The organism is Actinocrinis sp. (assembly GCF_035605935.1).
Lineage (GTDB): Bacteria > Actinomycetota > Actinomycetes > Streptomycetales > Catenulisporaceae > Actinocrinis.
Map to the genome: position 1 here is coordinate 15,056 of NZ_DATNGK010000317.1, position 13,578 is coordinate 28,633.

At 68.6% G+C, this 13,578-nt stretch carries 11 protein-coding genes; 8 read left to right on the plus strand and 3 right to left on the minus strand.

What is annotated here, in order from left to right:
- Window positions 1–205: 205 nt before the first annotated feature.
- The 4 genes from VN779_RS25660 to VN779_RS25675 all read left to right on the plus strand — a co-directional run bounded on the left by VN779_RS25660 (window position 206) and on the right by VN779_RS25675 (window position 4,854).
- Window positions 206–1,471: an aspartate kinase gene (locus VN779_RS25660; RefSeq protein ID WP_325727820.1), complete on the plus strand. Its 1,266-nt coding sequence runs from the start codon at window positions 206–208 to the stop codon at window positions 1,469–1,471.
- Entirely contained in the window at window positions 1,468–2,577 is a 1,110-nt protein-coding gene (locus VN779_RS25665) for an aspartate-semialdehyde dehydrogenase (protein ID WP_325727822.1), read from the plus strand. The genes VN779_RS25660 and VN779_RS25665 overlap by 4 nt, the downstream gene beginning before the upstream one ends.
- Before the next feature lie 253 nt (window positions 2,578–2,830).
- Window positions 2,831–3,418 carry a SigE family RNA polymerase sigma factor gene (locus VN779_RS25670; protein WP_414639755.1) on the plus strand — a complete coding sequence of 196 codons (588 nt, stop codon included), beginning with the start codon at window positions 2,831–2,833 and terminating at the stop codon, window positions 3,416–3,418.
- A gap of 173 nt (window positions 3,419–3,591) precedes the next feature.
- A complete protein-coding gene (locus tag VN779_RS25675; RefSeq protein ID WP_325727826.1) occupies window positions 3,592–4,854 on the plus strand; it encodes a hypothetical protein in 1,263 nt (420 codons plus the stop codon).
- A 58-nt stretch (window positions 4,855–4,912) separates the two neighbouring features.
- Here VN779_RS25675 and VN779_RS25680 read toward each other — a convergent pair whose 3' ends face one another.
- The gene (locus tag VN779_RS25680; protein WP_325727828.1) at window positions 4,913–5,443 is read right to left on the minus strand and encodes a carboxymuconolactone decarboxylase family protein; all 531 of its coding nucleotides are present in this window, start codon (window positions 5,441–5,443) and stop codon (window positions 4,913–4,915) included.
- Window positions 5,444–5,489: 46 nt separating this feature from the next.
- On the opposite strand from VN779_RS25680, the gene VN779_RS25685 reads away from it, so the two are divergent.
- From VN779_RS25685 to VN779_RS25695, 3 genes are all read left to right on the plus strand, one after another.
- Window positions 5,490–6,941: a PLP-dependent aminotransferase family protein gene (locus VN779_RS25685; protein ID WP_325727830.1), complete on the plus strand. Its 1,452-nt coding sequence runs from the start codon at window positions 5,490–5,492 to the stop codon at window positions 6,939–6,941.
- The gene (locus VN779_RS25690) at window positions 6,931–8,241 is read left to right on the plus strand and encodes a glycoside hydrolase family 125 protein (protein WP_325727832.1); all 1,311 of its coding nucleotides are present in this window, start codon (window positions 6,931–6,933) and stop codon (window positions 8,239–8,241) included. Before VN779_RS25685 ends, VN779_RS25690 begins: the two co-directional genes overlap by 11 nt.
- Window positions 8,242–8,627: 386 nt before the next feature.
- On the plus strand, window positions 8,628–9,206 hold the full coding sequence (locus tag VN779_RS25695; RefSeq protein WP_325727833.1) for a hypothetical protein: 579 nt from the start codon (window positions 8,628–8,630) through the stop codon (window positions 9,204–9,206).
- A gap of 86 nt (window positions 9,207–9,292) precedes the next feature.
- On the opposite strand, the gene VN779_RS25700 is transcribed toward VN779_RS25695, so the two are convergent.
- Window positions 9,293–11,464 (minus strand): RICIN domain-containing protein, encoded by a 2,172-nt coding sequence (locus VN779_RS25700; protein WP_349260943.1) that lies wholly within the window; start codon window positions 11,462–11,464, stop codon window positions 9,293–9,295.
- Between the two features lie 365 nt (window positions 11,465–11,829).
- Between VN779_RS25700 and VN779_RS25705 the strand changes: the two genes are divergently transcribed.
- On the plus strand, window positions 11,830–12,867 hold the full coding sequence (locus tag VN779_RS25705; RefSeq protein ID WP_325727836.1) for a LacI family DNA-binding transcriptional regulator: 1,038 nt from the start codon (window positions 11,830–11,832) through the stop codon (window positions 12,865–12,867).
- Between the two features lie 89 nt (window positions 12,868–12,956).
- On the opposite strand, the gene VN779_RS25710 is transcribed toward VN779_RS25705, so the two are convergent.
- Window positions 12,957–13,578 (minus strand): glycoside hydrolase family 11 protein (locus VN779_RS25710; RefSeq protein ID WP_325727838.1); only part of this gene is annotated, 622 nt, incomplete at its 5' end.

The following is a 13,578-nucleotide window of genomic DNA, read 5'->3' on the forward strand; positions in this document are numbered from 1 at the left end:
CGGACCACGGCCGATCGCGGCCGCCGCCGGGCCGTTTCGCGAAATCCGGCGGCCCGGGCGGCCGCGCGCCGCAGATTTTGAGACGCCGTCTCGCGATGTGAAAAGCCCTAGGTGGTCGTGGCCTGCTCGCTAAACTGGGCGGCGACCATGCCAAGGCGCTGGTCACCTCCTTAAGTCCAGCCGATCCCAAGTCAGGAGCGCTAACGTGGGCCTGGTCGTGCAGAAGTACGGCGGTTCCTCCGTCGCCGACGCCGACTGCATCAAACGGGTCGCCAAGCGCATCGTCGACACCAAACGGGCCGGCAACGAAGTCGTCGTCGTGGTCTCCGCGATGGGCGACACCACCGACGAACTTATCGACCTCGCCCAGCAGGTCTCCCCGCTGCCCGAAGGCCGCGAGCTCGACATGCTGCTGACCGCGGGCGAGCGGATCTCCATGGCGCTGCTCGCCATGGCCATCGGCACTCTCGGCTTCGAGGCGCGCTCGTTCACCGGCAGCCAGGCCGGCGTGATCACCGACCGGGTGCACAACAAGGCGCGGATCATCGACGTGACCCCCGGCCGTATCCGCACCGCGCTGGACGAGGGCGCGATCGCCATCGTGGCCGGCTTCCAGGGCGTCTCGCAGGACACAAAGGACATCACCACCCTCGGCCGCGGCGGCTCCGACACCACCGCGGTGGCGCTCGCCGCCGCCCTGGACGCAGAGGTGTGCGAGATCTACACGGACGTGGACGGCGTATACACCGCCGACCCGCGACTCGTGCCCACCGCGCGCAAGAGACACAACGTGCGGTACGAGGAGATGCTCGAACTGGCCGCCAGCGGCGCGAAGATTCTGCACCTGCGCTGCGTCGAGTACGCCCGTCGGTTCGATGTACCCATCCACGTGCGCTCCTCCTTCTCCGCCCTGGAGGGCACCTGGATCCGCAACAGCCTGGAAGGGGCCGAGATGGAGCAGGCGATCATCGCCGGCGTCGCGCACGACACCAGCGAGGCGAAGGTCACCGTGGTGGGGGTCCCGGACAAGCCGGGCGAAGCCGCCCGGATCTTCCGCGCGGTAGCCGACGCGGAGATCAACATCGACATGGTGGTGCAGAACGTCTCGGCCGCGGCGACCGGCCTGACCGACATCTCCTTCACGCTGCCCAAGAACGACGGCGCCAAGGCGGTCGCGGCGCTCTCCAAGGTCAAGCCGCTGATCGGGTTCGACTCGCTGGCCTATGACGATCAGATCGCTAAGGTCTCCCTGATCGGCGCCGGGATGAAGAGCCACCCGGGAGTCACGGCGGTGTTCTTCGAGGCGCTCTCCCAGGCCGGGGTCAACGCGGAGATGATCTCCACCAGCGAGATCCGCATCTCGGTGGTCTGCCGGGCGGACAACGTAAAGCCGGCCGTGCAGGCCATTCACACCGCCTTCGACCTCGACGCCGACGGCGAGGCCGTGGTCTATGGAGGGACCGGACGATGAACAGCGCGAACGGCTCCGCAGCCAACGGCTCGGGCCGCAATCCCTACGCCGCCAACCGGCCCACCCTCGCGGTGGTCGGCGCGACCGGCGCGGTCGGCACGGTGATGCTCGACCTGCTCTCCACCCGCGAGAACGTGTGGGGCGAGATCCGGCTGATCGCCTCAGCCCGCTCGGCCGGCAAGCGGCTGACCGTGCGCGGCGAGCAGGTCGAGGTCGTGGCGCTGAGCGAGGAGGCGTTCGACGGCGTCGACGTCGCCATGTTCGACGTGCCTGACGAGGTCTCGGCCGAGTGGGGCCCGATCGTGGCGGCCAAGGGCGTGGTCGTGGTCGACAACTCCGGCGCGTTCCGGATGGACCCCGAGGTTCCGCTGGTGGTGCCCGAGGTGAACCCCGGCCAGGTGCGCAACCGGCCGAAGGGCATCATCTCGAACCCGAACTGCACCACGCTCTCCATGATCGTCGCGGTGGGTGCGCTGCACGCCGAGTTCGGCCTGACCTCGCTGATCGTGGCCTCGTATCAGGCCGCTTCCGGCGCAGGACAGGCCGGCATCGACACGCTGCGCGAACAGCTGGCCAAGGTGGGCGGCTCCGCGACGCTCGGCTCGCAGCCCGGCGACCTGCGCCGCGCGGTCGGCGACCTCGGCCCGTTCCCCGCCCCGCTGGCGCTGAACGTGGTGCCGTGGGCCGGTTCGCTTAAGGATGGCGGTTGGTCCTCGGAGGAGCTGAAGGTCCGCAACGAGTCGCGCAAGATCCTCGGACTGCCGAACCTGAAGGTCTCCGCGACCTGCGTGCGCGTCCCGGTGATCACCACACACTCGTTGGCTGTGCACGCCTCGTTCGAGCGTGACATCACCGTGGAGCAGGCCCGCGAGGCACTGCGCGACGCGCCGGGGATAGTGCTGTGCGACGATCCGGCGAACGGCGAGTTCCCGACGCCCAACGACGTGGTCGGCACCGACCCGACCTGGGTTGGCCGGATCCGCTCCAGCCTGGACGACCCGCGCGAGATCGAGCTTTTCGTGTGCGGCGACAACCTGCGCAAGGGCGCCGCGCTGAACACCGCGCAGATCGCGGAGCTGGTCGCCAAGGAGTTCAGCCGCGGCTGAACTGGCGCTGGCCTGTCGGTCGACGTCACCCGCGCGGGGGTTTTTCCGGCGGAAGCTCCCCGCGCGGCCCGTTCGGATGGGATCCTGCCCTTCGTGAAAACCCCCGGTACTCCGTCCACAGATCCACTCGGATGGGGTACAACGCTGGAGGGGGTTCGAATGTCTAACTGCTGTGACTGCCACCATGATCGACCCGAGTCTGGACATATCGGGCCGGCGCGCGAACGCCGGCCCGTGGTCAGCTCTGGTCGGCATGCCGGAAGCCACATTCACGCCGGACGTGCCCGTGTCGACCGATCCACCCGTGCCGCCGCCCGCCGCCGTTGGGGGCGCGGTGGCGACTGACGTCGATGTGACGGCCGACCTACTGACGAACACGTACCAGACCCACTACGCGTCACTGCTGCGGCTGGCCGCCCTGCTTCTCGACGATCTCGGTTCCTGCGAGGACGTCGTCCAAGAGGCGTTCATCAGGGTGCACGCGGCCCGCGGCCGGGTCAGGGAGCCGGAGAAGCTGCTGGCCTACCTGCGGCAGACCGTGGTGAACCTGTCGCGCTCGACGCTGCGCCGCCGCCTGATCGGCCTGCGGCTGCTGCCCAAGCCGATGCCGGACGCGGCGAGCGCGGAAGAGGGCGCCTACGACGTCCTTGAGCGCGACGCGCTGATCCAGGCGCTACGCGGACTGCAACGCCGGCAGCGCGAGGTGCTGGTGTTGCGCTACTACGCGGACATGACGGAGGCTCAGGTCGCCGCGGCGCTCGGCGTGTCTATCGGTTCAGTGAAGGCTTACGGCTCGCGCGGCATCGAGGCGCTGCGCGCCCGCATGGAGGAGCATCGATGAGCAAGGACGGCGTTGTCCCGCCGCAAGGTGGGCAATCACGCCGCCCGGCCGGGGGGCCTGCGAACCATTCGGGGGCCGAAAGACCCCAGGGCCCGGCGGCGCGGCGGTACGGAGCGCAGGGCCACGCGACTTCGGAGCACACTTCCGAGCTGCTTGGCCCGGACGAGCAAGGCATGACCGGTCGGGGCACGGAGCGCGACGGTGTGGGGGAGCACACCGAGCCAGGCGACCACGGCGTGGCCTGGCACGGTCCAGCCGCGACCATGGGCGATTCCCCCGACCTGGCCGCGCTTTCTGACGAGAGCGCGGCGCAGCGGGCGGCGTTGAGCGAAGGTCTGCTCTCGGCAGCCGAGCTCGATCTGGCGCAGGCGCTGCGGACCCGCATGGCCGTCGTCGGCGCGGCCGGCCCGCCGCCGGGCAGCCTCGCCCGGATCCGGCGCAAGGCGCACACCCGCCAGCGCAACCGGATGGTGCTCGCGGGCAGCGCGGGCGTACTCATGCTCGCCATGGCGGTGACCATGGCCACCGGCGACCGGTTCGACATCGTGCCCACGCTCTCCGGGGCGGTCGGCCTCGGCGGCGGCTCCGGCGCGAGCGGCCAGAACGGCGCGGGCGGCTCCTCGAACGCGGCGACCGCGGCCAACGGCGGTCACGCGGTCTGGCCGACCGGCACCGGCGGCAAAACCGGACTGGCGATCGGGCCGGTCGGGCCGGTCGTGGCCACGCCGTCCGCCGCCGCGGCCGCGAAGGTCCCGCTGTGCACGGCCGACCTGCTCAAGACGACGACCACGCTCGGCCCGATGGTGCGCGGGGTCGAGTACGCGCACGTGGACGCGATCGCGCAGAGCCCGTGCGTTGTCGTCGGGCCGCCGGTGCTCACGGTCGCCAACGAGGCAGGCACGGCCCGTTCCTCCGTGGAGATCCTCAAGGAAGATCCGACGCAGGCCGCGCTGTTGCCTGCCGTGCCGACCTGGGGCACCGCGATGGTGCTCAAGACCGGGCAGGCGTACCAGTTCCAGTTCGCCTGGGCCTCGGTGGCTTGCCCGCAGGAGGCGGTGACGCCGTCGCCGAGCCCGTCCGCGAGCCTGAATTCGATGTATTTCCTGGGTTACGCGGTCACCGGTACGACGCCGACAGGCGTGGTGTCACTCACCGCGAACTGTGGCGCGAAGGTGTACGTGACGGACATCTACGCTCCGGGAGCCTTCCCCCTGCCGAAGGCCCCCGTCCCGCCGCCCGCCACGTCCTCCTCCCCGGTCGCGCCGCCGCCGTCCAGCCCGGCGCCGCCAAGCGCCTCCGCCACGACCCCGCCGGCCGATACGACAAGCGCCGCGCCGTCTTCTTCCTCCGCCGACCCGAACCCCGGAAGCGGGGGAGGCGGCGGCGGATCGAGCGGCGGCACAGGCAGCGGCAACGCGACTTCGTCGACCGGCTAGGTCGGGTGTCGGAACCACTCCCTAGGGCCTCGCGCCGCTCCGGCCGGACTGGCCGCGGTCAGTCCAGCGGCCAGGGCCGCGCGGTGGCGCCCAGCCGGTTCCAGGTGTTGATCACGGCGATGGCCCAGATCAGCTCGGCGAGTTCCACCTCGCTGAACTGCGCCGCGGCGCGGTTGAACACCTCGTCGGTCACCGAGCCGTCGGTCAGCCGGGTCGCCGCCTCGGTCAGTTCCAGCGCGGCTCGCTCGCGGGCGGTGAAGAACGGCGTCTCCCGCCACACCGGCAGCGCGTACAGCCGCTGCTCGGTCTCGCCGCCTTTGCGTGCGTCGCGGCTGTGCATGTCCACGCAGTAGGCGCAGCCGTTGAGCTGCGAGGCGCGGGCGCGGACCAATTCCAGTAGCGGCGCTTCCAGCGAGATCTTCCGGGCCGCCGCGTCGAGCGCGTACATGGCCTTGTTGATGTGCGGGACGAGTTCGTCCACAGCCAGCCGGACCGGTGGTACAACGCGCTCGGCAACCGTCGCGCGCTGACTTCCATCCTGCGCCGTGTTTTGGGTCGAAGTGCTCTGAGCAGTGGTTTCTGTGGTCATGGGTCTACTTTATGGCCGCAGTGGACCGGTGCTAAGGTCCAATGCTGTGTCCGATTTCTGGTCCACTTTCGGGGTCGACCTTCATGTCGATCTCGATCCGGCGTCCGGTCGGCGCACCGGCCTGGAGCGTGCGCTGCGTGACGCCGTCCGCTCCGGCCGCCTCGCGCCGGGTGCGCGCCTACCGTCCACGCGAGCACTTGCCGCTGAGCTCAACCTCGCCCGCGGCACCGTCACCGCCGCCTACGACCAGCTCGTCGCGGAAGGCTACTTCGTCGCGCGTCAGGGCTCGGGGACCGAGGTCGCCGACCTCATGCAGCGTCCGCAGGAGGCGCCCGACGACGCCGTCGCCCGACCCGTTCCGGCCCACGATCTGCGCCCCGGCAGCCCGGACGTGTCGACCTTCCCCACGGCAGCCTGGCTGCGCTCGGTGCGGCGCGCGCTTAATGCAGCGCCCGACGACGTATACGGATACGGCGACGCCCGAGGACGCCTCGAACTGCGTACCGCACTCGCCGATTACCTCGGTCGAGCCCGCGGTGTGCTCGCGGATCCGGCGCAGATCGTCATCACATCGGGCTACGTCCAGGCACTCTCGCTGCTCGCGAGCATGCTGTACCGCAGCGGCGTGAGCACCATCGCGATGGAGGATCCTTACGGCCCGGCCATGTACTGGGAGGTGATCCGCCGAGCCGGGCCGCACATCGCCGCGCTGCCGGTGGATGAGCGTGGCGCGCGTACCGAACTGCTCGCCCAGCGCGCGTTGCCAGATGTCGGCGCGGTCATCGTCACACCCGCGCACCAGTACCCGACCGGCGCGACCCTCCATCCCACGCGACGCAGAACATTGATCGAGTGGGCCCGCGCGAGCGGCAGCCTGATCATCGAGGACGACTACGACGGCGAATTCCGCTTTGACCGCCAACCGGTCGGCGCGCTCCAAGGCACCGCCCCGGATCACGTCGCGTACGTCGGGACAGCCTCGAAAACCCTCGCGCCAGGCCTGCGGCTCTCCTGGGTCGTCCTTCCGCGTAGGCTCGTCGAGCCGTTCGCCGATGCCAAGCTGCATGCCGACCACGGATCCGAAGCGCTAGGCCAGCTCGCCTTCGCCGACTTGATCACCAGCCACGCATACGACCGCCATGTCCGCGGCGTGCGGCTGCGTTATCGGCATCGCAGGGATCTGCTGGTCCAGCGCCTCGATTCGCGCCCGGCGAATCCAGCCCACGGCTTCGCGCTGCACGGCATCGCGGCCGGCATGCACGCCTTGATCAGCCTGCCGGGCTCGGGCCCTGACGAAGACGAGATGCTGGCCCGCGCCGCGTCACGCAGCATCGCCGTCGGTAACCTCGGCGCCTATTGGCACGGTGACCAGCATGGCGACGGTCCACGCATGCAGGGCTTAATCGTCGGCTACGGCACGCCGACCGAGCGCAGGTACCCGGCCGCCCTTGACGCTCTTGCCCACGTGTTGGGCATAGTCTCGCAACGTGGGCGGTGACCTGGACCTTGGAGAGGTCGAAGAGCGCGTGAGCGCAGTCCTCGGCCATAAGCAGGCGGCGCAGATCGTGACCCGCTTCTTCTCCGAACTCCAGCACCGCACGGCGCGCCGGCTCGCGGACGGCACCGTGTTCCTGATCACCGGCGACATTCCGGCGATGTGGCTGCGTGACTCGGCCGCGCAGGTCATGCCACTCGTTCGGATCGGCGCAGGTCCGCACGCCGAGCAGCTCGCCATCGGAGTGTTGCGCCGGCAGTTGGACTACATCCTTCTCGACCCCTACGCCAACGCCTTCAATCCCGAGCCGAACGGAGCCGGGCACCGCAAGGACGCCGCAGAGGTCGAACGCAGCGCCTGGGTGTGGGAGCGCAAATACGAGGTCGACTCGCTGTGCTACCCCCTCCTGCTGGCGTACCGCATCTGGCGCCGCTACGGTCGCGCGGACATCTTCGACACGCGGTTCTGGCGCGCATTCGGCCGCATTCTCGATACCTGGGAGACCGAGCAGGACCACGAAACTCGGTCGGCGTACCGCTTCCGCCGCAGGCACGGGCTGCATTACAGAACCCTGAAACGTCGCGGTCTCGGTCCCGACGTGGCCGTCACGGGCATGACGTGGAGTGGATTTCGCCCGAGTGACGACCCGACGCGCTACGGCTACAACGTGCCCGGAAACCAGTTCGCCTCGGCGGTTCTCGGCCGCATCAGCGAACTCGCCGAAGCGTCTGACCCGCCCCCGCCCGCGGACCTGATCGCCCGCGCGAAGCGATTGCGATCCGGGATCGAAGCCGCAATTCACGACCATGCCCTGATTGACGATCCGATTACCGGACCGCGCTGGGCTTACGAGGTCGACGGTCGCGGCGGTGTCCTAGAAATGGACGACGCGAACATCCCGAGCCTGCTCGGGCTCCCGCTGATTGGCTACTGCCGAGCCGACGAGCCGGTTTACCTGGCGACGCGCGCCTTCGTCCTCAGTGAGCGAAACCCGTACTTCTACCGCGGCTCGGCGGCGTCCGGCGTCGGCAGTCCGCACACGCCGCGGCGTCGCATCTGGCCGATCGCCATCGCCGCCGCCGCCCTCACCAGCTCCAATGCCGCCGATCAGCGCGCCGCGATCGACACGCTGCTCGCCACGCACGCCGGTACGACGCGCATCCACGAGTCCTTTCACGTCGACCGGCCGACGTCCTGGACTCGCGCCTGGTTCTCCTGGGCCGAGGCGATGTTCTGCGAACTCGTCCTCGAGTACTGCGGATTTCGGCATGCGGACGCGGACGCGGACGCGAAACCGGACTGAGCCGCCGATGCGCCGATGCGCACTACTGACGCAGGTGCTTCGATGTCAGGGCAGGCGTGTGGACCTCACCTTGTGGAAGTCAGGCTGATCACAGCTGTTTGAGGAAGTTCACGCTGCGTTCCCAGGCCAGCGAGGCGGCTGGCGCGTCGCAGTCCGACAACGACGAATCGGTGAAGAAGTGGCCGGCGCCCCCATCGAGATGCCCGCCAGGATCGCGTCAGCGGCCGGTTCGCCGACCGCCATTCGGGCCCGGCTGGTGATCGTCTGCTCACGGTGTGCCGCGCCTACGTCAGCAGCGGCGCCGCTCAGATGTCGCTCCGGCGAAACGGTGGCACGCAACGGCCGAATCCGGGCGAGTCGCTTCGGGCTCGTGGTCTACTTCAGCGGTGATTCTGTCGGTGCAAGTGTTCATCGACCGGGAAGACGGCGAGCGCGACTTGTTCGACCCGCCGACCGATGCCGACGGCCAGGCCGGCTATGACTCGTGGCGTGACACGGTCTGGGGCTCGCGGCGCGCACAGGCGCTCGGTGCCGAAATCCTCCCTCGGCTCGCGGACGGCGATCTTTACGTCGAGCCCGCCGAAGTCGCAGAGTTCTTGCAAGAGTGCGCGCTGCTGCGTGACAACCTCGACAAACTCGTTCCCGGCATGGACGCCCTTGATCCGCACGCGGCGGGCTACCTGGTGAATGCCACCGTCGAGGTCAGGTTCGAGTCAGGCGGGGCGGCCGCGGCTTTCCGGCAGACGGTCGCGGACCGGTTGGCCAATATCGAGTCGGCCGCGCGGTACGCACTGGTCATCGGCGGCGGTATCGCGATTTCCACGTCGAATGCGCCGCTGGTTGAGGACTCGGAGCAGGCAGCTGCCGATGCGGGGGGATCAGAATCCGAATCGCCGGAGCCCGACCCCATCGCAGGCCCGCTCAATCGGGGTTGGCAGAGCGGCGGGCGCCCCGCCTCGGAATAGGAGACGGGGCGACCGCCGCGCAGACTCACCTGCGCTCCCTACGGCACTGCGCGACTTACGACACCGCGCCAGTTGGACCGGCGCAGTTACGGACCTGTGGTCAGATAGGTGACCGTGTTGCCGGAGTGCACCGAGCCGCCGGAGTTGTTGATGACGTGGCTGATCGTTCCGGTGCCGCCGAGCGAGACGGTCACCATGTCGTGGAACGACGAGCCGCTGCCCGGCACCTCGATGGCTCGGTCGGCGACCACGCCCGAGTTGGTGCTGAAGAAGCAGTACACGCCCAGTCCCCACGCCTCGTGCGAGGTAACCGAATTCGAGACCTTATACGACGGGTAGCCGTTCTCGCCGCCGGGTGTCCAACTGCTGTTGTTCGGCACGTCGTAAGGCATTTCCGACTGGTAGAAGTACGTCCGGCCGCCGTTGCCGTTCCACAAGGTCTGGTACTGCTGATAATGCTCGACCGCGAGGCCGTACATGGTCACGTTCGCGCCGTTGACCACCAAGCCGTTCGCGGCCGGGTTCGTGCCCCATCCGTACGTGTTGTCGTTGCCGTGGTCCGCGCGCCAGATCCAGTTGTCGTCGCCGATGGTGTTGGCGCTGTTGACCACGAGCGACTGGGTCGCCCGGCCGGCCACGTCCCCGCCGACCCGGAAGAACACATCCTGCAGCTCGATCGGGTCACTCGCGTGGCTGGCCGAGGAACCGGCCGGGCCGATCTGCACGAGCGACTGGCTGTTGGTGGTGCCGGCGCTGATGAGCAGGCCGGCGATGTCGATGCCGTTCACGTCCGCCGTCGTGATCGCGCTGACGCCGTTGTCCGGCATCAGCGTGGCCAGGCCGAGACCGAGCACTACCGTGTCAGGGCGGGTGATGTTGAGCGGCGCGGACAGGTGGTACACGCCTGGGGTGAACAGCAGATTCAGGCCCGAGGCGAGTGCGTTGTTGATCGTCGTGGCGGTGTCGCCGGACTTGACGACGTAGAACTGCGAGATCGGCAGCGAGGTGCCCGCCGTCGAGCCGCTGGTCCAGTCCGGACCCACTGCGTTGGTGCGAAGCCCGGGCACCATCACGTTGTAGAGCCCTGACGAGTCGACGTACAGGTATGGCTTCTCACGCATCGTCGGGGAGGAGGCGACGTTCGTGTATGTCGGGAAGGACTGCCCCGGCGCGCCGTTGTCACCGACGAACACCATGTTCCAGTTCGAGCCCGCCCAGCTGCCCATCGACGTGTCCTGCGTCAGGTATTGCTGCTGCGTGCCCGAGTTGATCTGCCCGGAGATGCGGGAGTCGCCGATGTAGCCGCCGGAGGACCAGTTGCTGCTGTTGTTGCCCGAGGTGTAGTCATCGAGCGTCATGTTGCCGTGCACGTCGACCCGGCGGAACGGGTCGGCCTGCGAGACGGCCCACTCCAGCGTGCCGGAACTCGGCGTGTCGGACAGGTTTTCCACATCGCGCCAGAAGTTCTGCGTCGCGTTGCCGCCGGACCAGGCCGCGTCGACGTGCACGCCGCCGCCGGTCAGCGAGACGTTGTCCGGCGAGGCGCCGAGGCCCGCGACCTGCGTGTAGAAGCCGACCGGGACGTCGACGTTGTAGCTGCCCGGCATGAACAACATCGCGTAGCGGTTCGTGCCGAACTGATTGCTCTGCTGCGCGGCGTAGATCGAGTTGACGGTCGACTGGATCGACGACGAGGACATCGACGGGGTGAAGATCTTCACGTTCGGGCCCAGATCCGGGTTGCCCGGGTTCGGGCTTCCGGTCGGGCTTGCCGTCGGGCTCGGCGAACCGGTCGAGCCGCCGACCACGTTCAGCGCGAAGGACTGCGCGCCTGTGCCGTTGCAGGTGTATTGCTGCAATTGAACGCCGTCGGCCGTCGACGCGGCCGGCGTGTCAAGGCACAGGCCGCTGTAGTGGTTTACGAAGTGATAGTCGCCGCTGCCTTCCTGTACCGGCTGCCATTCCTGGCTGCTCCAGCCGCCGTCCGACCACAGGTGAATCAGCGCGCCGTTCGACGTCGAGGGGCCGGCCACGTCGATCGCCGGCTGGGCGCCGTTGGAGTTGACGATCACGTAATAGCCCGAGTCCGCGGCCGTCCGCAGCTGCCACTGCTGCGCACCCGTGCCGTTGCACGTGTACTGCTGAACCGCCGTGCCGTTCGCGGTGGCCGCCGCCGCGGCGTCGACACACTTGCCGCTGTTGGCATTCACGACGTTGTACCAGGCGCTGGTCGATACGGCCGCGCTCGCGCTGAGCATGCTGACCGTGGTGATTCCGGCGGCGACGATTGTCGCCGCCGTGCCTATAGCGACGACGCGGCGCACGTCGCGCGGTCGTCGGATGAGGTGTTTCAAAGCATCCTCCTCAGAGGAGTGGGCAGTCGCGTTCTTGAAGAAACACTGTCTGAAACAAGTGCCTTGCGACGCTGGCCGCAATCCTCAGCGCTGCGTGCCGACAGGCGGCTTTTGCAGGGCGGATAGCTGTGAAACGTGGCCTGCAACAGGCGTTGCGGGAAGGAAAGCAGGATGCTTTACCAGTGTCAAGCCGACTGCCCACGCGGACAGCGTTCCCGCACGTCACCGCATCGCCTATGCTCTGACTGTGACAATCGCGGGTGTTGCAGATGATTGAACCCGGCGCAGACCCCAGCGCGGGCCGCGCCAGCGTCCGGGCACTCGCTGCACACCTCGGGCTTTCGCCCGCCACGGTCTCGCGCGCGCTCAATGGGCACGCGTACGTATCCGAGACGACCCGTCGCAGGGTGCAGGACGCCGTCGAGCAGCTGAGCGGCGGCCGAGCTCCGCGGCCGCGTCCGCGCCCCCGTGCTCAGGGCATGGTCTTCGTGCGCTGCCCTTACGAGCTGACCGACTACTTCGGGCCGATCGTGTCCTCGATCGCTGAGACACTGCGCCTGCACGGCCGCGAAATGCTGCTGGACGCAGGCGGCGCCGGCTACCACGACACGGTGCTGCGCCGCCTGCCCTCACGGCGAGACGTCGCCGCAGCCGTGCTGATCCTGCCGCCCGAAAGCGTGACCGAGCTAGAGGCATTGCGCGCGTCGAATACGCCGTTCATCGTGATCGATCCGCGGGTGCGTGTACCGAAGGACATGCTGGCGGTCTCCGCTGCCAACTTCGCCGGCGCACGCGACGCGACCGAGCACCTCACCGCGCTCGGCCACCGGCGCATCGGCGTCATCTCGGTCGCCCCCGCCCTCGCCGCGGGAGAGGCTCGCATGGCCGGCCATGCCTCCGCGCTCGCACAGGTCGGCGAGCTCGTCGATCCTGGGCTGATCCGGTCGGGCGAACCGGTGACGGCGACCGGGGAAAAGCTCGGCGGTGAACTGCTCGATCTTCCGCGGCGGCCCACCGCGATCATCTGCTTTAACGACAAGGTCGCCGTGGGCGTGCTGCAAGCTGCGGCGGATCGGAATCTGAGCGTGCCCGGTGACGTGTCGGTCATCGGCTTCGACGACATCGACGTCAGTCGCTCCACGACACCGAAGCTCACCACGGTCCGCCAGCCGTTGCAGGAAATGGGGCGGATGGCAGTCACGGCGCTGATGCGCGTGCTCGACGGTCATCAGGCCGAGGCTCTGCACATCGAGCTGGCCACCGAGCTCGTCGTCCGCTCAAGCACGGGTCCCGCGCCGACTCGCTAGCCGAGCCGCGCGACGTGACGCCGTGGCGCGGCGGCACCGGAGTGCTCGCCGCGCCACCTGCGCTGTTCTCTTCGATCCCGGATAGCTGGCTAACTCGTACTACACGACACGCTTGGCCAGGTCCATTGGCCGTTCGGCGAGATCGTCACACCGAAGTTGTTGCCGCTGCCGTTGGGTTTGGCGACCATCACGTACTGGCTCGGCCAGGTGGCGCTGACATTCCAGGTGTTGTAGACCACCGCGGGCGCCACGAGGTTCATCGTCACAGTCCAGGTGTTGGAGCCGGAGACCGAGACGTTGAGGTTGTACCAGTTGCTTCCCTGCGAGCCGGCCGAGAGAGTCGCGGTGCAGCCACCGCTGCCGCCACCTCCTCCACCCCCGCCGCCGCCACCGCCGCCACCGGAGCTACCCTGGCTCACCGTGATGTTGGAGGTGCCGCTGCCACCGCCCCAGGCCTCGGTCGCGAGGATCTGGTAGTTCAGCGAGCCCAGGTTCATCCCGTGGCTGGCCCAGGCGTTGAAGAAGTTCTGCGTGGTGATGGTGCCGCTGCTGGTCGGCGAGGTACGGATCGCCAGGTACTGCTCGAAGGTGCAGTTGTTGCCCTGGATGCAGGGCTGGTTGACCTGCTGGTGCTCGTAGATGTTGTACGTGCCGCCGTCACTGGTCATCTGCCCCATGTACGTGCCGGCCGTGTTCGGAGAGCCGCTGTAG